A 19,855-nucleotide genomic window follows, 5' to 3' on the forward strand; every position below is an offset into this window, starting at 1 on the left:
AAATTTTTTTGGCAAAGCTTGCTATAATGGACTTAGCATTTCACAAGGAAGGTGAACAGATGATGGAGAAAATGTTCAATACCGGTGCCGACTACGCCCTCTCGATCATCGGCGGTAAGTGGAAGCCGGTGATCCTCTACCTGCTGGCGGGGCATCCCCGGCGGACCGGCGAACTGGTCAAGCAGCTCGGCACCTCCTACAAGGTTTTGACCGACCAGCTGCGTGAGCTCGTCGACGCCGGCATCGTGGCCCGCAAGAGCTTCAACACCATCCCGCCCCACGTCGAATACCGGCTGACCGACGAGGGGGAGAACCTCTACGCCGCCTTGCGCTACCTCAACTACTGGGGCGAGCGGCGAGCCGCGGACGAGGACGGCGTCAGGATCATGTGCACCAACCAGATGAAGAAGATTGGCGACGACGGCCTCTGCGTCGTCACCAAGCGCCACCTCAACCATTGGAAACAAGAAATCGTCAGCCAAGACTAAGGAGTATTTTCATGAAATTAATCAGTTGGAATATCGATTCACTCAATGCCGCCCTCACCGGAACGTCCGAGCGGGCCGGCGAAACCCGGGCGGTCCTCAAGAAGATTGCGGCCGCCGCACCGGACGTCTTTGCCATTCAGGAAACCAAACTGCGGACGGACCCAACTAAGAAGCACCGCGAAGCCCTCGCCGAAATTTTCCCCGACTACGAATACGTCTGGCGGTCTTCGGAAGAACCAGCCCGGAAGAGTTATGCCGGCACCATGTACCTTTACAAAAAGGACTATCAACCCAAGGTGACCTACCCGACCATCGGCGCTCCATCGACCATGGACCAGGAAGGCCGGATCATCACCCTGGAATTCCCGGACTTCTACGTCACCGAGGTCTACACGCCTAACTCCGGCAACGGGTTGAAGCGGCTGGCCGAACGGCAGATCTGGGATGACAAGTACCGCGAGTATCTGACCGAACTGTCGAAAAACAAGCCGGTCATGGCCAGCGGGGACTTCAACGTCGCCCACGAGCCAATCGACCTCGCCCATCCGAACAGCAATCACCACTCCGCCGGCTTTACCGATGAGGAGCGGGAACACTTCACCAAGCTGTTGGCGGCCGGCTTCACCGACAGCTTCCGCAAGCTCTATCCCGACAAGGCCGGCGCCTACTCCTGGTGGGCCCAGCGTGCCATCACCAGCAAGCAGAACAACTCGGGCTGGAGAATTGACTACTGGCTGGTTAGTGACCGGATCGCCGACAAGATTCAGGAATCCACGATGGTCGACACCGGCAAGCGCCGTGACCACGCCCCAATTGAACTACAAATTGACCTCTAGAAATGTCTGCTGGGGCCTTGCCCCCACCTTAGTTAATTATTAAAATAAGATCATTATGAGATATTCTTACAAATTCAGCGACGCCATCCACCTCTTGGCCTACCTGGTGGTTCACGAGGGCGGGGATTGCTCCAGCAAGGCGATTGCGGCCAGCATTGAGGTCAACCCCAGCGTGGTCCGCAAGTTGATGGCCGATCTGCGCCATGCCAAGATCATTGACACCCAGACGGGGAAAGCCCGCCCCAGCCTGGCCCGACCGGCGAAAGAGATTACCCTCTTTGCCGTCTTCTGTGCCATCCAAATGGACCACGAGTTGCTCCACGTCGACCCGGCCACCAATCCCCAGGAAAAGGTGGGGCAACGGATTCAACCCGTCTTGAACCATTACTACGCCCGGATCCAGGACGCCGCCACCACGGAAATGCGGCGGATTACCATCGCTGACATCGTTCAACAGATTAACCAAAAATAGCATCGGTTCCTTAAAAGGTCCGGTGCTATTTTGTTTCACATGAAACTTTCTAATTCAAAAAGGCCCGCTGCAAATCTGTGCAAACGATTCGCAGCGGACCGTTTTATTTACATTTCCATTCCCATTTTCTTGTATGATTCCATGCCGCCGAGCCAGAGTTGATCCATTGGAACGCCCCGCTCCTCTGCGAAGGCCTTCATCAATGTCATGTGGTTCATCAGGTGGTAGTGCTTGTTCGGCTCGGCCGGATCGACGACCAGGAGCTGGGCCATCATCCCGCCATCCTCGTGCTCCAGGATGTGGCAGTGGTACATGAAGACGCCGGCAACGTTGAACCAGACCTTGAGCAGCACGTGCTCGCCGGGGTTAATTGCCACGGTATCCTTGAGCCCCAGTTCGTTCGGGTACGGAGCATGGCCGTTGCGCGATACCACCTCAAAGGCCCCGCCGTGCATGTGATAAGGGTGAATCATGCCGGGTGCCGGATTGGTGTTGTAGATGTCCCAGAGCTGGACCCGGTGCAGCGGCATCTGGTAGTCGATCCGGTCCATCTTGAACTTCTTGCCGTTCATGGCCACCGCCTCGTCCATGCCGTCAAGGGTGACGTGGTGGACGGGCAGGTCGGGATCAACCGCCGGATCCGGGGTCTCAAAAAGGGTCTCAGGCAGCGCTGTCTCGTCTCTTTCAAATTCATGAATCCGGAAATGAACCAGAGGAACGTCGTCGGAGTAGAGGATCACCTCATCCCCCGGCCGGTACTTGCCAAAGTCGACAATCACTTCCTGCCGTTCGGCACAGGTGATCAGGAGCTTGGTCATTTTGACCGGATGCGGTAGGAGGCTGAGGTCCCCGGCAATCTGAGTGAATTCTAGATCATCGGAAAAGTGGAGGCGGAACTCTCGCCGGTTGGCCCCGTCAAGAAAGCGCAGGCGAACCCGCTGCGTGGTGACGTCAAAGTAGGGATTGATCGTCCCGTTGATCATCGGCGTCGGACCGGCAACCCCATCCGGATCATAGTCGGCCCGGTAGTCCCACTGGTTGTTTTCGTGGAAGCGCCGATCCTGGAGAATGAGCGGAATGTCGTCGACCCCGTAGTTGCGCGGCAGGGGCAGGCTGGCCTCATGTTCATCCTGAACGATGGCGCCACCGGCCAGACCATGCCAAACCTGCTCGGCCGTCGCCGGACACGGGTGGGCGTGAAGCCAAACGAAGGCGGCCGGTTGGTTAATCTTGAAGGTCACGTCACGGCTCTTCCCCGGGTAGACCGGGGCGTGGCAGCCACCGTCCTCGATCGGCCCCGGGATGGCGAGACCGTGCCAATGGAAAGTCGTTACCTCGGGCAAGTGGTTAACCAGATGGACGTGGATCGTCTTGCCGCGCTTAAAGATCACCGTCTTGCCCAGCAGTGCGCCGTTGTAGCCCCAGGTCTTGGTCTTTTCCCCCGGCAGGAGCTGGGTCTCGCCGGGCTGGGCCACGATCGTGTAGTACATGTCAGTGGCAGTTTCCTTGTCCGGCTTTAAGATCGCCGGAATCTTCAAGGGCTGCTGTTCAGTCTGCGGCGTTTCCAGGGGCACGTAACCCGCGTCGTGGTAGTCATAGGCAGCTTCGTCGTAAAAGTAGTTCGTAATCACCTTTTCTTCTGCCATTTTCCTCAACCCCCTTGGTTAAAATTATTGCAGTGAATCCCAAGCCGTCAGGGTGACCGGCGTGCTGTCGGCCAGCTGTTGAAGCGTCTCGTCCAGGTACTTGCGGTTGATCACGGCCTCGTAGGTGTATTCTTCAAACCAGTCCTGGGTCATGACGAAGTAGCCGTTGTCACCGTTATCCTTGCCCCAGCTGTTTTCGATCTTCCAACGGGTCGGTTCACCGTTGACCAGGTCAAAGCCGGTCAGGGTCATGGCGTGAGAAACCATTGCCTGCCGGGATTCGAGCCGGTCTTTCTTGTCCATCGTGAAGTCAACGTCGAGCAATTCGGCCCGCCGGAAGAGCTTGGCATCCATCAGGCCCCGCTTGCGGTCCATCTGCTGGAGGACATCATTGCCGACCCAGACGGTCTCACCGGCCTTGAGCTGCTTGATGGCCGCTTCCTGCAGGTACTTGAACGGCACGTTGACGAACTTGATCGGGATCCCGCCGGCCACGCTGTCCTGGGTTGGCATTGCGTAAACCTTGTTGTAGGCGTGGTCCGGTGCGTTAGTGACGACCACGTAGTCATTCAGGTTGTTGGCGAAGTATTCCCGATAGAACTTCAGTGGCGTCAAGTTGAGAATCTGGTGGAACTTCTTGTCATCGTCCTGGTATTCCAGGTCAAACTTCGCCGGCGGTTCACCAAAGGAGTAGGCGGCGACCTTGTAGACGTCGGCCATCATCTTTTCCTTGGCCGCGCTCAGGTCATCCGCGCTGGCCCCATCATTGACCAGGCGCCGCAGTTCCAAGGCGTCCTTTTTCATCATGTAGTTCATTACCTCAGCCACGTCGGTCGTGTCCTTAGTGTTATGGGTGTCGGGCATCACGTACTCCGGGACGACCCCGTACTTTTCGATGATCGAAGCGGCGTTGGCCCACTGACCACCGTCATTTTCGGCAAAGCTCAGGTAAAAGTCGACGAGCCGGTCATGGAGCGGCTTCTTGGCCGTGGCAATGACCTTCTGGAAGAACATGTTGGCCCGCTCGATCCGGTCCCAGAAGAAGAGGTAGTTTTGCGACAACTCAAAGTCTTTGACCTTGTACTTAGTTGCAAACTTGTGCCGCAGCGTGTTCAGGGTCGCAAATGACCAGCAACGGCCACTGTGCCGCTGGTTGGACGGCTTCCCGGTCTTAATCTCGTAGGAAAAGGCGCGGTGCAGGCGGGCACTGGCTGCCGGATCCTCGCTGGCGTTCTTGATCCCGTTCTTTTGAACCGCCCGGGCAATTACGTCGGCATCGCGGCGGGCATGGAAGGCTTGTTGATACTTTGCCACCATTTCAGGTGTTAGGTGTTTTTCAGACATAAAAATCCTCCTTGTTCTTTTTGCAAAAGTTAATCTACATCTATGATAACGCAAACAAAGGCGGTGGGACAGAACTCGCTTGCGAGTTCGTCTTCCCACCCCCGCGAGGCTGGCTAGGCGTCCTGGGCGTTGATTTATCAACGTTCAGGATCCAGCCAGCTACCGCGCTGTAGCATTTACAGCTATATAACGGCAAAGAGGCTGGTTAATTCCCAGCCTCTTGTTAATCTTCTTGTTCCTCGAGTTCCCGCTTGACCATCGTTGGATCGGCCTTGCCGGGATTTAGTTCCACCAGCTTGCCGGAGCCGCTGTAAATGATCCACTCGGCGAGGTTGACGATGTGATCGCCCGCCCGCTCCAGGTAACGAATCACTGCCAGGTAGGTGCCGTAGCTCTGCACCGCCGTTCCCTGCTGGAGGGCTCGCATGATGGCATCCTGCTGCTGGACGTAAATGAGGTCGACCTTCAGATCCTCGTTAGCAACCTCGTAGGCCTGCTGCTCGTCGGTGTAGACGTAGGCGTCCATCACCCGCTCCAGCATCTGGCGGACGATCATCATCATCCGCTCAATCTGGTCCTCGATCTGGTCATCATCGGCGGTCGCGCTCAGGTTGATTGCCGCCCGGGCGATGTGGGTCGCGTAGTCCCCCAGTCGCTCGATGTCCGAGCTAGCTTTAAGAATCGAAATAATCTTGCGGAAATCCGTCGCCACCGGCTGCTGGAGGGCCATCAGCTTCAAAGCCTGCTTTTCAAGACGGATCTCCTCGTCGTTTAATTTACTATCGGCACTTAAGACCTGCTGGGCCAGGGCCGTGTTCTTGTCGGTGAAGGCCTTCGTCGCCTGGTAAATCTGCTCGCTGGCGTCGATCCCCATCTCCATGAAATGGCTGCGCAGCCGCTTTAGTTCGTCATCAAAGATTGCACCCATTGTCGTCCCCCTAACCAAACTTGCCGCTCAGGTAGTCGGCCGTTTGCTGCTCCTGCGGGTTCATGAAAATCTCCGCAGTCTTGTTGAATTCAACCAGGTGCCCCTGGTGCATGAAGGCCGTCCAGTCCGCGGAACGGGAAGCCTGCTGCATGTTGTGGGTCACCATGATAATCGTCAATTGTTCCTTTAATTGTACTAAAGTATCCTCAATTTGCGAAGTCGAAACCGGGTCCAGGGCACTGGTCGGCTCGTCCATCAGGATAATCTCAGGTCGCACGGCAAGCGTCCGGGCAATGCACAATCTTTGCTGCTGACCGCCGGAGAGGGCCAGGGCACTGCTGTTCAGCTGGTCTTTGACCTCGTTCCAAAGCGCGGCTTGGCGCAGACTCTCCTCGACGCGTGCATCGAGCACCTGCCGATCCTTTTCGCCAGCCAACCGGAGCCCGTAGATCACGTTTTCGTAGATCGATAATGGAAACGGCGTCGGCTGCTGAAAGACCATCCCGATCTGCTGGCGCACCCGATAAACGTTGGCCTTGGGCTGGTTAATGTCAATCCCGTGAAAGTTAATTTCCCCCGTTACCGTGGCCAGGTCGTCGTTCATCCGGTTCAAACTCCGCAAGACCGTTGATTTTCCGGACCCGGATGCGCCGATCAAGGCCGTAATTTGATGGGCCGGAAATTTGAGTGAAACTTGCTCCACCACTTTTTTAGTGCCGTAAGCAACGGCTAAATTTTTCACTTCTAAGGCTGTCTTTTCCATTTCTTATCCTCACTTTGCAAATCGCCGCTTCACCAGGTAACCGATCAGGCGGGCTAACAGATTGAACAGCAGAATCGTAATAATCAGCACCGCGGCCGCCCCGTTTGAAACCGCCCGGGCATCCGGCACCAGTCCCTCACTGTTGACCTTCCAGATGTGGACCGCCAACGTTTCCGCCGGCCGCAGCGGGTTGAGAAAGCTGGTCGGGCTAAACGGATTCCAGTTGCCATAGTCTACGGCGGGCGTGCTCTGCCCGGCGGTGTAGATCAGGGCCGCCGCTTCGCCAAAGACCCGGCCCGCGCTGAGGATCATCCCCGTGATGATTCCCGGCAACGCCCCGGGCAGGACGATCTTGGTAGTAACCCGCCATTTTGACATTCCTAATCCCAGTCCGGCCTGCCGCTGCAAGGTCGGGACCTGCTGGAGCGCATCTTCAAAGCTCCGGGTCAGGATTGGCAGATTCAGAATCGTCAGCACCAACGCCCCGGCCAATAGGGAGAAGTCCAAGCCAAATTGGAGAACAAAAACCAGGTAGCCGAAGAGCCCAATGACGACAGACGGCAGCGACCCCAGGACCTCCACGGCCAGGCGGATGGCCGCCGTCAACCGATTCTGCACCGCGTACTCGCTCAGGTAAATGGCCGCACACAGGGCGAGCGGCACCGAGACGAGCATTGTCAAAACAACCAGGTAGAGTGAATTGAAGAGCTGGTCCCGGATTCCACCCCCGCTTTGAAAGGCTTTTGCCGGTGACAGCAGGAAATGCCAGGAAACGTGCGGCAGGCCCGTCACGAGCAAGTAGGCCAAAAAGGCCAGTACCGCCAGGCCGGTGATCCCGGCCAGCAAAAGAATTAGCATCGTCGCCAGTTTATCAGTTTTTTCTGGTCGCATCTTAGCGGACCCCCTTTCGGCTAATCACCCGCAACAGCAGATTAAACGCCAGTGACATCAACAACAGTAACAACGCCAATGACCACAGAGCGTTGTTTGACGCTGTCCCCATCACGGTGTTCCCGATGCCGGTCGTCAAAACACTGGTGAGGGTGGCCGAAGACGACAGCAGACACGTGGGCATGATCGCCGCATTGCCGATCACCATTTGCACCGCTAATGCCTCACCAAAGGCCCGTGCCATCCCGAATACCATCGCGGTCAAAATCCCGCTCTTTGCACTTGGGACCACCACCCGGCTGATCGTCTGCCAGCGCGTGGCGCCCAGACCCGCGGACGCTAGGCGGTACTGCTGGGGAACCTGCCGCAGGTTATCAATGGTCATCGAGGTCATCGTCGGCAGAATCATCAAGAAGAGGACACAGGTCGCTGCCAGAATCCCGAAGCCGGTCCCGCCAAACATTCGGCCGAGCTGGGGCACGATTACCGTCAACCCGACGTAGCCGTAAACTACCGAGGGGATTCCCACCAGCAATTCAATTACTGGCTGCAAGACCCGATAAACCCAGTTTGGCAACAGCTCGGTGATCGCGATCGCGCTGACCAGCGCCAGGGGAAGGGCCAAGACACCGGCGAGGACCGTTACCGCAAAGGAGGTGGCAATCATCGGCAGGGCGCCGTAGTGGTGATGGCTGGGCCGCCAATCGGTGCTAGTCAAAAATGCACCGAGTGAAAATTTGTCAGTGGTAAACAGGGCCAGTCCCTTATTAATCAAAAAGGCAAACAGGGTAACTACTAGCCCGCCAATCAGGAGGATCGCCAAGCAACTCACCAGCTTGCCGCCCCATTCCTGCCTGGTTTCGACCGACGGGGCCAGCAAGCGGTCGGTTGTTTTCTTCCGGCGAAAAGCGACGGTCGGTTTGGGCTTGAAGGATTGGTTTAACTCGTCCATCGGTTATCTCCTTTCACTAATTTGGCCATCCGGCGTCCGCGCGACCTTCATGTCGTGGATGCTGATGTAGTTGGCATCCTTGATGAGGGAGTCCTGGACCCGGCGTGTTTGCATAAAGCGAATAAATCTTTTGGTTGCCGCATCTGGCCGTCTTTTCGTATACAGGTGCTCGTAGGACCAGAGTGGCCACCGGTTAGTCATTACGTTTTTAGCCGTCGGGGCCACGCCCGCCAATTTGACCGGCTGAACCCGTGAATTGACATAGGCAAATGAGATGTAGCTGATCGCGCCCCGCGTGTTGGCCACGATCTCCTTCACGGTTCCGTTGGAGTCCTGCTCCTGGGCATTTACCGCGTGCTCACCGGGCCGGAGCACCGTCTGCTCAAAGGCAACCCGCGTCCCGCTGCCACTTGCCCGGTTGATAACCGTGATCGGCAGGTTGGGACCGCCGAGCTGGCGCCAATTCGTGACCTTACCGGTGAAGATTTGGTGCAGCTGGTCCAGGGTCAGGTTGTCGATACCGAGGCGGGGATTCACGATCGGGGCGATCCCGGCCACCGCAACGATGTGGTCTTGTAACTTAGTATGCTCGATCCCATCCTGTTGATCGGCGAAGATGTCGGAAGAGCCGACATTCACCGCTCCGTCTTGGACCTGGCTCAAACCAGTTCCCGAACCGCCCCCCTGAACGATGATGCTGGTCCTGGCGTGATCCCGTTGGTATTTCTCAGCGGCCGCCTCAACCAGGGGTTGGAGGGCGGTCGAACCGACCACCGTCACCTTGGATTGGGCCGGCTGTTTCTTGGCGGCGGCCCAGCCACAGCCGAGGCCGGCCAGCACCCCGGCCAGCAAAATTCCCAATAATACTTTGCGCATGATCTCCTCCTAGTTGTCTTCACGGTTTTCCTATGATACAAATAAAAGCATAGCAAGCCGTTGTAAAAGTTTAATCTGCGCAATGTAAATGTTGTGTAAATATTTGGAGAAAGTTAAAAATGACCAAAGAATTCCTCCTGCTGAGCCAGTCAGCCGATCTGACACAGCAGCTGACTGGCCTTTGCACCAAGGCCCACTGGCACCTCCGCCGGGTAACGACCCCGACCGGACTGGTGGTTGCTTTAGAAAAGCACCCGACCAGCGGAATCTGGTGGGATCTGGCCGCCGCTACGCTGGACACCACTATTGCCACAATGACCCTGATCCGCAGCCAAATTGCCGGCCCCATTACCGTTTTGACGGCCAAAATGACTGACCGCCTGCAGCGCAAGCTCTACGCCGCCCGGGTTGATGATGTTGAGCTTCTGCCAATTGATGACGCGGCCTTTCGGGCCAAAATTGAGCAGCGTCTCTGGACATACCAGCATACCGACCTCCATGGCAGCACCCCGCTCGCAAAGCCGGTTCCTTCCGAAATTCTCACAATTGGCGATCTGACAATCGACTTGGCCGCTTACACGGTGACTAAGCGCGCCCAGCCGGTTGACCTGACGCCCAAGGAATTTCAACTGCTTTCCTACCTCGCCCACCACCGACAGCAGGTTCTCAGCCGCGAGCAGCTGGTGACCGGGGTCTGGGGCTACGACCTCCTGACCACCTCCCGGATCGTCGACATTCACATCAGCCACCTCCGCGACAAGCTGGAAGATGACCCTCACCAGCCAGCCCACCTGCTAACGATCCGTGGCTTTGGCTATAAATTCGTCTAGGCCCGCACTCGCCAAGTGCTTTTACTTTCGCACTAACAAAAAATAAGTTAAAATAAGAATGAAGCTAAATCAGCACAATCAAGAAAGGAGACTTATCATGACGAAAGTATTTATCGCCGGCGGATCCGGTCGGGTGGCAACTGAACTGATCAAGAACCTGGTGGCGGCTGGTAACCAGGTGATTGCCGGTGCCCGGCACCCCGAGAAGATCATCAAGCTGGACGGGGTGGCGCCGGTCAAGATGGACCTGCACGGAAGCGTTGATGACCTGGCATCCCTGATGAAGGGAGCCACGGCGGTTTATTTTGTCGCTGGCTCGCGGGGCAAGGATCTGCTCCAGACTGACGCCATGGGCGCGGTGAAGACGATGCAGGCGGCCAAGCAGGTTGGCATCAAGCGCTACGTCATGCTGAGCTCGATGTACGCCCTGCAGCCGGAAAAGTGGGCGGAATACCCGGCTCTGGCAGCCATCACCGATTACAACATCGCCAAGTTCTTCGCGGACAACTACCTCATCAGTAACAGTGGCCTGGACTACACCATTATTCAGCCGGCCGTGCTGACCGAGGAAGCCGCTACCGGCAAGGTCGACCTGGGCGTGGGCGATGAAACCACCAACCCAATTCCTGACGTCGCCAAGGTGCTGGCGGCGGTTCTCAACCGGGACAACACCATCGGCAAGGTCATCATGATGCGCAGCGGTGACACACCGATTGAGACGGCCCTGGACAAGCTTTAAAACCAAAAATGATCGGCAACGCAATCGTGTGTTGCCGATCATTTTTACTTGCTCGCAAACCGCCACATCATTAATAGTTCGCCGACATTGGTGATCGTTAGGCCAGCCATCAATCCAACGTTGCTGTTTTGCCAAACGAAGGCCAGCAGACTGCCGACCAGCCAAAGGGCGAGGACCCAGCCGATATGGCTTCCTTCGATCCGGTGCTCAGCCTGATTGTAGATGGCGTTGCACATCAGGCAGAGGTAGAAGACCAGCAGACTGCCGGTCAACATGCCGACCAGGAAAAGGCGGGAAACGGAATCGTGAGCCAGGTAGACCAGACCAACCGTGATGGTCAACAGGCTCATGATCATCACCACGTGCGAGTACATCGCGACAAAGCCCCGCGTGTACTGGTAGTAATCCTGCAGCTGCTCGATCTGGATAATGTAGCAGCCGAAAAGGGCCGCCAAAAAGACGAAGATCAAAAGCGGCAGCGGTGCCCAGAGCGCGCCGTGAAAGTACTGGGTAACGTTCACCAGTGCCTCGCCGAAGCTAATGATGATGATCAGGCTCAACCGTTCCACCAGGTGGGGAAAGTTGACCTTGGCGGATTCAAAGAGCCGGAAGAAGGCCAGCGGCATCAGGAAGCCGACCATTCCTCCGAGGACGCAGAGGTAGATCCCGTACCGGTAGCCCAGCAGCAGGCCAGCCAGGATGGCGATAAATTCCACGAGCAAAGTGACAATGAAGGCCCGTTCGTCCCGCCCACGCCACGGCTGTTTGCCGGTTCCGCAAAGATATTGCCACAGTAGGTTGCCGACCGTCAGCAGCATTGCCGAATTGAAGGACTGAAAGGTGGTCACCCAGGTGGTATTGATGTTGTTGGCCAGATAAATTGCCGCGTACATGCTGATCATCAGCCCCACGGTATCGACCAGCCGGCTGCAACCGAAGCGGTTGATGTACAGCGTCTGGTAGAGCCAGAGCTGCATGACCAGGATGATGGCGATGATGAACTCGCCGTAGGTCCCTAGCGCTAGGCCCCCGCCCACGGGATGATGGATCATCGCCGTAATCCGCGAAATCGCGTAGACAAAGATCAGGTCGTAGAAGAGCTCCAGCATTGAGACCGGCTTGGCTTCAATCTTTTTCATTCTCAACTCCCCCTCGTTGTTTTTCCCTAATGATAGCATGGTTGGGCCCTGAGTTTGCAAACATCCCACGGCCGTATTAGAATGAATTGGTAAATAATCGGTAAGTGCAGGCGTACCCGAAACAGAATTGTGCCGTTGAGAAAGGATTACTATGCTCTCAACGGCTTATTTATTAGTGATGTCTTTAATTGCCGGAATCTTGACCGGGATCATCGGAATGGCCTCGCTGACTTTGTACCCGGTCCTGCTGTCGGTCGGTGTGCTGCCCGTCTCCGCCAATGCCACCATCACCATCGCAACGGTCGGGGCTGGGACCACCATTTCCTCGCTGAAGGAGCTGAAGCATCACTGGGGCAGCGCCGTTCTGGTGGCAATTCTCAGCACCTGCGGCAGCGTCTGCGGGGCCCTGATTCTCACCCGCAGCTCCAACGCGGGTTTTCAAAAGATCGTTCCCGTCTTTATTCTGCTGGCCGGCGTTCTTCTGCTTTGGCCCGCTTCAAAACAAGGACGACAGCAATCACTCCGCTTTGCCTGGTTCCTGGATTGGGCCGGCGTGATCCTCATTGGTCTCTACAATGGCTACTTCGGCGCGGCGTCTGGCCTCTTGATGATCGCGGTTTTGTCCAAGGCGATCGGCGGCGAATACACGACCTACAATGCCGTCCGGAATTTTGCCTCCCTGGTCAATAACATCTGCTCCGCCGTCATCTTCATCTGCACCATCAGGATTCAGTGGAGCATCATCGGCTTCCTGCTCTTCGGCCTGCTTGTTGGCGGCTATCTCGGCCCCATCATCGTCCGCTATATTCCCTCGACCATGATCAAGAAGACGGTCGGCGTAATTGCCATTTTGCTGGCCATGGTCCTGGCCTGGCAGGCGGCCCACTAGTTTAATTAAAAGCCTGGGTTGAATGCGCAACGCTGTGCATCCGACCCAGGCTTTTTGAGTTATTCGTGATTCTCGCCGGTGTGCAGCTGATCATCATGAATGCAACCATAGGAATATTCAATTTTGATCTGCGGATCATTCTCCTTCACCAGTTCCTCGCCAACCAGGGAAAGCTTCACCATCAGTTCCCGCGTTCGCTGGCCATTGGGGGTCAGGGAGTAGAGGCTTTGCGGCGGCATGGTATCGAGGCTCTCCCGGTGCACAATCCCGCTGGCCATCAGGCTCTTTAACTGTTGAGAGAGCACCTTGCGCGTTACCTGGTGGTGATTCTCAACGTTGACGTTGCGGAGCAGTTCGCCAAAGTGCTGCGACTTCTTTCCCAGCTGACAGATGATCGAGGTTTTGTACTTGCCCTTCATCACGTCAATCAGATAGTCAATTCCTAATAAGTAGCGGTCCTTCACTCCAATCACTTCCCCCACTAGTTACTTAATGGTAACGCCGTAACTTAAAAGTGCCTTCTTTTCGCATTTTGTGAATCCCCTTACAATGAAATTGTTGAGGAAATAACACCTACTATTTTAGCGTGTTTTTCCATAATCTCAAAAGGTTTCATACGGAGGTTGATTCTTATGAAGATCAAAGCTGCGGTTGTTAAGAAAATTGGGGACCCATTCACCATGGAGGATGATATTGAGCTCCATGAAGTTGGGCCAAATGATCTCCAAGTCCACATGGTTGCTAGTGGGATTTGCCACTCTGACGACAGCATCCGAATGGGACGGCAGCCATTGAGCTACCTGATCATTCTCGGTCATGAAGGCTCAGGAATTGTTGAAAAGGTCGGCTCTAACGTTACCAACTTCCAGGTTGGTGACCACGTAATCTTGTCCTACTGGGCGGACCACGAATGTGACAAGTGTTTAACTGGTAAACCAACTCAATGTCGGAATTTCTCTAAAGGGAACTTCTCCGGGGTACGGCCAGACGGTGAACCACTATTTGTCAAAGACGAAAAGGTTATCGCTGACATGTTTAATCAATCCAGCTTCACGACCACAACCGTCGTTGACCAGCGGAACGCAATCAAGGTGGACAAAGATCTCGACCTTCGTAAGTTAGGCCCGCTGGGTTGTGGATACGTCACTGGTTCCGGGACCGTCTTCAACAACTTGAAACCACAGCCTGGTGATAGCTTTGCCGTCTTCGGGACCGGTGCCGTAGGTTTGGCTGCCATGATGGCCGCTCGGATCATGGGCTGCACAAAGGTAATCGCCGTTGACATCGTCCCATCCCGGCTCGAACTCGCCAAGGAACTGGGTGCCACCGACGTCATCAACAGCAAGGAAGAAGATCCGGTTGCCAAGATCAAAGAGCTGACGGGTGGCTACGGTGTTAACTACACGGTTGAAACCACTGGCATCGTCGGGGTTACTCGCAATGCCCTGGATGCCCTCCAGCAAGGTGGAACTTGCGCCGGGATTGCCGTTACGCCAAATGATGTCGAAGTCAGCGAATGGAAAGACCTCAGTGCCAACGATAAAGGCTTTGTTGGTGTCCTGATGGGTGATGCCGTTCCACAAATCGACATCCCACGGTTAATCGACTTCTACAAGCTCGGTCAATTTGATTTTGATAAGACCGAAAAGTTCTATGACTTCGACCAGATTAACGAAGCCAATGCCGACTCACTGTCCGGAAAGACAATCAAGCCCGTTCTGATCATCGACAAGGATTACCAACCTGGTGACTAATTAAATGAAAATGCCCCTGCCTGCCGAAATACAGTAAGCAAGGGCTTTTCGTTTAGTTTAGGCCACCGCGTAGATGCGGACGTCGGGATCCGTCGTCCAAGTCGGCTTCAGGCCAGGGAAGACGTGTTGGGTGAACATCTCACTCTTCAGGTAGGCCTGGGCGTGCTCGACGCTGTCAAAACCGTGCAGGACCTGAACGTCTTCGTCCCGAACCAGTAGCTGCTTGGTCAGTGCCCCCGAAATCGTGTTCAAAAACGGCTGCCGGTAATCGTTGTAAACCTTCGCCGCTGCGGCCCGCTTTTCTTCTGGAACCACCATCGTAATCTGCAAGTATGCTTTAACTGTCATCATGCATTCCTCCTGTTTCAATCATTTTCAATTTTCATGATAGCCATCTATAATCGACAAAGATACGTTTTCAAAAGCGATTGAGCTACTAAAAAATTGTTGAGGAGGCTGCCATGTACCAACGAAAGACACCCAAGAAATACTACTGCACCGTCGATTTTGCCCTCGACATCTTCGGTGGCAAGTGGAAACCCCGCCTACTCTGCATCCTCGGCCACAGCAAGGCCCTGCGCTACGGCGAATTGAAGACCGCCATGGAGGACATCTCGGACGCGGCCCTGCTCCCCGTCCTCGACACCATTTCGGACTGGGCAGTTCAGCACAGCAACGCGGACATCTACAGCGGCCAGCACTTTCACCAGGTCCACTTTGGAGCATTTGAACAACACAACTAACGCTAATCCTGCTATAATCAGGATCCAATCACAATCAGATTAGAGAGGTGCGCACGTCTTAATGAAGGTTATTTTTGTTTGTCTCGGCAACATCTGCCGTTCACCGATGGCCGAAGCAATGTTTAAGAAGATGGTCCGGGAAGCCAACCTGCAGGACCAGATCACGGTCGACTCCGCGGGAACCAGTGACATCGCGGCCGGCTCCCCGGCGGACCATCGTACTAAGAAGATCCTGGACAAGTACGGCATCCCCGATGACGACATGATTGCCCGCCAGCTGACCGATCGTGACTTTGAAGAGGCGGACTACATCATCGTCATGGACCAGATGAACATGGTCGATGCCAAGGACATGGCACCGGCGGGAACCGCGCACAAGGTCCACGGGATCTACGAAGCAACGCCCCACAAGAGCAACCGCTGGATTGTTGACCCCTGGATCACCCACCGCTTCCAGGATACCTACGACAGCCTGAGCGAGGCCCTGCCAAACTGGCTGACCAAGCTCGAAGGCGAATTAAAGAATCGTTAAATTAGCGCCTGCCCCAACTTTCGGGTGGGCTTTTTTACTGCTTCAAACCACCAACCCGCCTTTCTGCATGCAACGCGGTATAATGAACCTATCCTAATAAAAGAGAAGTGAATTTTAATGGCAAAACGATTATTAGATGTCTTCCAACCCGCGCATTACGACCTGTACCTCGATATTGACCGGGCCCAGAAGACAATCAGTGGAAAGACAACGATTCGTGGTCACGCCAGTCAGGCGGCGATCGCGGTCAACCAAAAGTATCTTTCCGTAGCCAGCGTCCAAGCTAACGGCCAGGACGTTCCCTACACCACCGACGACCAGGCAGAAACGATCAACATCACCCTGCCCGCAGCCGGCGACGTCACCCTGACGATCGACTATTCCGCCCCGCTGACCGACACGATGATGGGGATTTACCCCTCCTACTACGAGGTCAACGGCGAAAAGAAGGAATTGATCGGGACCCAGTTCGAAACGACCGCGGCCCGGCAGGCCTTCCCGAGCGTCGACGAACCGGCGGCCAAGGCAACCTTTAGTCTGGCGATTAAGTACGACGAGCATCCCGGCGAAACGATCATCGCCAACATGCCCGAGGATCACGTGGCAGACGGGGTCCACTACTTCCAGGAAACTGTCCGGATGTCGACCTACCTGGTGGCCTTTGCCTTCGGGGAAATGCAGTCCAAGCTGACAGAAACTAAGTCCGGGGTCAAGGTCGGCGTCTTCGCTACTAAGGCCCACCCCGCTAAGAACCTCGACTTTGCCCTGGAAATTGCCAAGCGGGCGATCGAATTCTACGAGGACTTCTACCAGACGCCGTACCCGCTGCCGCACTCCTGGCAGCTGGCACTGCCGGACTTCTCCGCCGGGGCAATGGAAAACTGGGGGCTGGTCACCTACCGGGAGGCCTACCTCCTGCTCGATCCCGACAACACCTCGCTGGACATGAAGCAGCTGGTCGCCACGGTCATCACCCACGAGCTGGCGCACCAGTGGTTCGGTGACCTAGTCACGATGAACTGGTGGGACGACCTCTGGCTCAACGAAAGCTTCGCTAACATGATGGAATACGTTTCCGTCGATGCCATCCATCCCGAATGGAAGATCTGGGAACTCTTCCAAACCTCAGAAGCACCAATGGCCCTGCAGCGGGACGCCACGGACGGGGTTCAACCAGTCCACGTTGACGTCAACGACCCGGCCGAAATCGACTCGATCTTCGACGGTGCCATCGTCTACGCCAAGGGTTCCCGAATGCTGGTCATGGTCCGGGCCCTGCTCGGCGACGACGCACTGCGGAAGGGTCTCAAGAACTACTTTGCCGCCCACAAGTATCACAATGCCAAGGGTGGCGACCTCTGGCAAGCCCTCGGCGATGCATCTGGCCTCGACATCGGCAAGATCATGAATTCCTGGCTGGAGCAACCGGGCTACCCGGTTGTTACAGCCAAGGTTGATTCGGACGGCCAGCTGGTCCTGTCGCAAAAGCAATTCTTCATTGGTGACGGGGTCGACCGCGGTCGGACCTGGCAGATTCCGTTGAACAGCAACTACGACGCGGCTCCGCAGATCATGGCCGCTTCTGAAATCAAGCTGGGCAACTACCAGCAGCTGCGGGAAACAAATGGCAAGCCGTTCCGCCTCAACGTCGGCAACAATTCCCACTTCATCGTCAAGTACGACGACACCCTGCTGGCCGACATCCTGAAATCTGCCGATGAGCTGGATCCAATCAGCCAGCGGCAGCTGCTCCAGGACCTGCGCCTGCTCGCCGAGGGACAGCAGATCTCCTATGCTGACCTGATTCCGCTGCTGAAGCGTTTTGCTGGCAGTCATTCCGCCATCGTCAACGCCGAGCTTTACCGGATCGCCAACAGCCTGAAGATGTTCGTCAAGCCGGGCTCTACCGAAGAGAGCCAGCTGCGGGCCTTCTTTGATCAGCTCAGCCAGGCCCAGGTAAATCGGCTCGGCTGGCTGCCGAAGGATACAGATTCAAACGACGACCAGCTGACCCGGCCCTACGTCCTGAACGCGGCCCTCTACGCCCGGAATAAGGCAGCCATGACAGATGCTCACCAGATTTTCCTGAATCACCAGGACGACCTGGCAAGCCTGTCCGCTGACGTCCGGGGGCTGGTCATCAAGAACGAGGTCCAAAACTACGGCAGCGGTGAGCTTTTCGACCAATTGATCAAGGCCTACCAGGACACCGCCGACGCCTCATACAAGGCCGACATCCGAGGTGCTTTGCCGCAGACCACCGACCCAGCTCTGATCAAGCAGATCGTCGGGCTCTACGAGGATGCCAGCGTCATCAAGCCACAGGACCTGCGTGCTTGGTACCGGGGCGTCCTCGCCAACGACGCCGGTCAGCAGGCGGCCTGGGATTGGCTGCGGGCCGACTGGCAGTGGCTGAACGACACGGTCGGCGGTGACATGGAGTTTGCCACCTTCATCACCGTGACGGCCGGCGTCTTCCATACGCCGGAGCGGCTCGCCGAGTTCAAGGCCTTCTTTGAACCAAAGATTAACACCCCTGGGCTGACCCGGGAGATCAAGATGGACATCAAGGTCATCGAAAGCAAGGTCGCACTAATTGAAAAGGAACAGGCAGCAGTCAACAAGGCCGTTGCGGATAATTAATAATTAAGGGACTGAACACAAACCATCGACAGCTTGTACTCAGTCCCTTTTAGAATTCTTCCAGCATCATTTGTTCCTGCACAAACTGGTCAAAATATGGCAGCATAAATTGCACATAGCCATAACCGGCCGGAATAATGACCTGATCATCAATTAGTTTCCGCCGGTATACCGCGACGTAATTCGGCTGTTTGCCCATTGCTTGACCGATCTGCTGGGCTTTGACCTTTGGCACGCCAATCTTCACCATTGCCTTGACAAAATCCTGCTCTTTAATCGTCATTTCGTGATAAACCTTATGGTACACGTTGCGGAAGAGATCACTGAGGTAGCGCTCGTGAACGTGGTCAATCGTTTCCCCGGTGATTTCTTTAGTGCCTTGTTTTTCAGCCGCCTGCCAAACCCAATAGCCCAACAACTGAAAGGCGTACGCAAACCCCTTCGTCTGCTTCGTCATATAGAGAAGCGTCGGCAGGTTAATCTGAAACCCTGCTTCATGAAAAATGTGAGCATAACTATCCTTGATGCTGCCGGCGTCCAAGGGATTGAGGACGATTCGATTGGCACGTAATAGGAAGGTCAAAACGTCGTCATTTTGAATTTCCGACACATTTTCTGGAAGCCCCGCCATCAACAGCGCAACGTTCAACTCGTCGCGCAGCATAATTTGATAACAGCTGACAAGCTTGCGTAACAGTGGTGTCGCCTTGATCTCATCAATCGTAATCAGGACCCTGATCCCCTTTTGCGTAAAACGCTCCAAAAACTGGTGAAACAGCACTTGGAAATTAGCTTCCGTATTCGTCGAACCCAGCCGCGTATCAACTTGGATTCCTTTGAACTGAATTTTTAGGTCCACGTCCTTAAAAATCTTCAATTTAAGCAACCGTTCTTGAAGCTGGGCCAGGAGTGAATCAAGCAGGTCGTCATCCAAAACTAAATTTACCACCTGCCAGTGCTCATCTTTGCTCAATTCATTGGCAACATCCGTCATCAGGGTAGTTTTCCCCGCACCCCGTTGACCATAAATCAGTGAGGTCTGAAAGGGGGAATTTTCGCTGTTTAACTCGGCCACTACCCGTGTCGAAAGCGAGTCCCGATCAAGAAACACACTCGGCACGGTTCCAAAACTGGGATTAAATGGATTATTCGACATTGGCCGCCTCCTTCATTTTATAACTCTTTATAACTTTTACCCTGATTTTATAACTCTTTATAACTTTTAGCAAAGCGTCGGCTCACCACTAAAGTAATAAAACATTTAAATTTGGCAGATTGTAAAATTTAAGTTGAACATTTAAGTGGACAGAAAAACCCATCAAGGTCTTTAATGGTGTTACCGTACAATCCATTAGAAAGAAGGACCTTGATGAGCACCACTATTTTATCA

General features: G+C 55.2%; 21 protein-coding genes. 10 read left to right on the forward strand and 11 right to left on the reverse strand.

The window, feature by feature from the left end:
- Positions 1 to 62 precede the first annotated feature (62 nt).
- The 3 genes from OCT58_RS04980 to OCT58_RS04990 are packed head-to-tail and all read left to right on the forward strand — an operon-like array spanning position 63 to position 1,796.
- Positions 63 to 488, forward strand: coding sequence for a winged helix-turn-helix transcriptional regulator (locus OCT58_RS04980; RefSeq protein ID WP_267201802.1), 426 nt, complete (start codon positions 63 to 65; stop codon positions 486 to 488).
- Positions 489 to 499: 11 nt separating this feature from the next.
- Positions 500 to 1,324 carry an exodeoxyribonuclease III gene (locus tag OCT58_RS04985; RefSeq protein ID WP_267201782.1) on the forward strand — a complete coding sequence of 275 codons (825 nt, stop codon included), beginning with the start codon at positions 500 to 502 and terminating at the stop codon, positions 1,322 to 1,324.
- Positions 1,325 to 1,379: 55 nt separating this feature from the next.
- Complete coding sequence (locus OCT58_RS04990; RefSeq protein WP_267201783.1) at positions 1,380 to 1,796, forward strand: Rrf2 family transcriptional regulator; 417 nt, start codon at positions 1,380 to 1,382, stop codon at positions 1,794 to 1,796.
- Positions 1,797 to 1,903: 107 nt separating this feature from the next.
- Here the strand turns inward: OCT58_RS04990 and OCT58_RS04995 are convergent, their stop codons facing one another.
- The 7 genes from OCT58_RS04995 to OCT58_RS05025 form a co-directional block, all read right to left on the reverse strand.
- Positions 1,904 to 3,442 carry a multicopper oxidase family protein gene (locus OCT58_RS04995; RefSeq protein WP_267201784.1) on the reverse strand — a complete coding sequence of 513 codons (1,539 nt, stop codon included), beginning with the start codon at positions 3,440 to 3,442 and terminating at the stop codon, positions 1,904 to 1,906.
- A 24-nt stretch (positions 3,443 to 3,466) separates the two neighbouring features.
- Positions 3,467 to 4,786 (reverse strand): C1 family peptidase, encoded by a 1,320-nt coding sequence (locus tag OCT58_RS05000; protein WP_267201785.1) that lies wholly within the window; start codon positions 4,784 to 4,786, stop codon positions 3,467 to 3,469.
- Positions 4,787 to 5,009: 223 nt separating this feature from the next.
- The gene (gene phoU / locus OCT58_RS05005) at positions 5,010 to 5,714 is read right to left on the reverse strand and encodes a phosphate signaling complex protein PhoU (protein WP_267201786.1); all 705 of its coding nucleotides are present in this window, start codon (positions 5,712 to 5,714) and stop codon (positions 5,010 to 5,012) included.
- Positions 5,715 to 5,724: 10 nt separating this feature from the next.
- Positions 5,725 to 6,477 (reverse strand): phosphate ABC transporter ATP-binding protein PstB, encoded by a 753-nt coding sequence (gene pstB / locus OCT58_RS05010; protein WP_267201787.1) that lies wholly within the window; start codon positions 6,475 to 6,477, stop codon positions 5,725 to 5,727.
- Between the two features lie 9 nt (positions 6,478 to 6,486).
- Positions 6,487 to 7,368 (reverse strand): phosphate ABC transporter permease PstA, encoded by an 882-nt coding sequence (gene pstA, locus OCT58_RS05015; protein WP_267201788.1) that lies wholly within the window; start codon positions 7,366 to 7,368, stop codon positions 6,487 to 6,489.
- A 1-nt stretch (position 7,369) separates the two neighbouring features.
- Positions 7,370 to 8,320, reverse strand: a complete 951-nt coding sequence (gene pstC / locus OCT58_RS05020; protein ID WP_267201789.1) for a phosphate ABC transporter permease subunit PstC — start codon at positions 8,318 to 8,320, stop codon at positions 7,370 to 7,372.
- A gap of 3 nt (positions 8,321 to 8,323) precedes the next feature.
- On the reverse strand, positions 8,324 to 9,196 hold the full coding sequence (locus OCT58_RS05025) for a phosphate ABC transporter substrate-binding protein PstS family protein (protein WP_267201790.1): 873 nt from the start codon (positions 9,194 to 9,196) through the stop codon (positions 8,324 to 8,326).
- A gap of 119 nt (positions 9,197 to 9,315) precedes the next feature.
- Between OCT58_RS05025 and OCT58_RS05030 the strand changes: the two genes are divergently transcribed.
- Together OCT58_RS05030 and OCT58_RS05035 are read left to right on the forward strand one after the other, a co-directional pair.
- Positions 9,316 to 10,026: a winged helix-turn-helix transcriptional regulator gene (locus OCT58_RS05030; protein ID WP_267201791.1), complete on the forward strand. Its 711-nt coding sequence runs from the start codon at positions 9,316 to 9,318 to the stop codon at positions 10,024 to 10,026.
- A 97-nt stretch (positions 10,027 to 10,123) separates the two neighbouring features.
- Positions 10,124 to 10,765, forward strand: coding sequence for an SDR family oxidoreductase (locus OCT58_RS05035; protein ID WP_267201792.1), 642 nt, complete (start codon positions 10,124 to 10,126; stop codon positions 10,763 to 10,765).
- 44 nt (positions 10,766 to 10,809) lie between these two features.
- On the opposite strand, the gene OCT58_RS05040 is transcribed toward OCT58_RS05035, so the two are convergent.
- A complete protein-coding gene (locus OCT58_RS05040; protein ID WP_267201793.1) occupies positions 10,810 to 11,904 on the reverse strand; it encodes a low temperature requirement protein A in 1,095 nt (364 codons plus the stop codon).
- A gap of 151 nt (positions 11,905 to 12,055) precedes the next feature.
- Between OCT58_RS05040 and OCT58_RS05045 the strand changes: the two genes are divergently transcribed.
- Positions 12,056 to 12,793: a sulfite exporter TauE/SafE family protein gene (locus tag OCT58_RS05045; protein ID WP_267201794.1), complete on the forward strand. Its 738-nt coding sequence runs from the start codon at positions 12,056 to 12,058 to the stop codon at positions 12,791 to 12,793.
- Between the two features lie 59 nt (positions 12,794 to 12,852).
- Here OCT58_RS05045 and OCT58_RS05050 read toward each other — a convergent pair whose 3' ends face one another.
- Positions 12,853 to 13,257, reverse strand: coding sequence for a winged helix-turn-helix transcriptional regulator (locus tag OCT58_RS05050; RefSeq protein ID WP_267201795.1), 405 nt, complete (start codon positions 13,255 to 13,257; stop codon positions 12,853 to 12,855).
- A gap of 168 nt (positions 13,258 to 13,425) precedes the next feature.
- Between OCT58_RS05050 and OCT58_RS05055 the strand changes: the two genes are divergently transcribed.
- On the forward strand, positions 13,426 to 14,547 hold the full coding sequence (locus OCT58_RS05055) for an NAD(P)-dependent alcohol dehydrogenase (RefSeq protein ID WP_267201796.1): 1,122 nt from the start codon (positions 13,426 to 13,428) through the stop codon (positions 14,545 to 14,547).
- Positions 14,548 to 14,604: 57 nt separating this feature from the next.
- On the opposite strand, the gene OCT58_RS05060 is transcribed toward OCT58_RS05055, so the two are convergent.
- Entirely contained in the window at positions 14,605 to 14,895 is a 291-nt protein-coding gene (locus tag OCT58_RS05060; RefSeq protein WP_267201797.1) for a hypothetical protein, read from the reverse strand.
- 113 nt (positions 14,896 to 15,008) lie between these two features.
- Here OCT58_RS05060 and OCT58_RS05065 point away from each other — a divergent pair, with 113 nt between their 5' ends.
- From OCT58_RS05065 to OCT58_RS05075, 3 genes are all read left to right on the forward strand, one after another.
- On the forward strand, positions 15,009 to 15,290 hold the full coding sequence (locus OCT58_RS05065; RefSeq protein WP_267201798.1) for a winged helix-turn-helix transcriptional regulator: 282 nt from the start codon (positions 15,009 to 15,011) through the stop codon (positions 15,288 to 15,290).
- A gap of 61 nt (positions 15,291 to 15,351) precedes the next feature.
- The gene (locus OCT58_RS05070; RefSeq protein ID WP_267201799.1) at positions 15,352 to 15,822 is read left to right on the forward strand and encodes a low molecular weight protein-tyrosine-phosphatase; all 471 of its coding nucleotides are present in this window, start codon (positions 15,352 to 15,354) and stop codon (positions 15,820 to 15,822) included.
- A 117-nt stretch (positions 15,823 to 15,939) separates the two neighbouring features.
- Positions 15,940 to 18,465: a M1 family metallopeptidase gene (locus OCT58_RS05075; protein ID WP_267201800.1), complete on the forward strand. Its 2,526-nt coding sequence runs from the start codon at positions 15,940 to 15,942 to the stop codon at positions 18,463 to 18,465.
- Between the two features lie 49 nt (positions 18,466 to 18,514).
- Here the strand turns inward: OCT58_RS05075 and OCT58_RS05080 are convergent, their stop codons facing one another.
- The gene (locus tag OCT58_RS05080) at positions 18,515 to 19,621 is read right to left on the reverse strand and encodes a DUF8462 domain-containing protein (protein WP_267201801.1); all 1,107 of its coding nucleotides are present in this window, start codon (positions 19,619 to 19,621) and stop codon (positions 18,515 to 18,517) included.
- Between the last annotated feature and the right edge of the window lie 234 nt (positions 19,622 to 19,855).

The organism is Limosilactobacillus kribbianus, assembly GCF_026413145.1.
GTDB lineage: Bacteria > Bacillota > Bacilli > Lactobacillales > Lactobacillaceae > Limosilactobacillus > Limosilactobacillus kribbianus.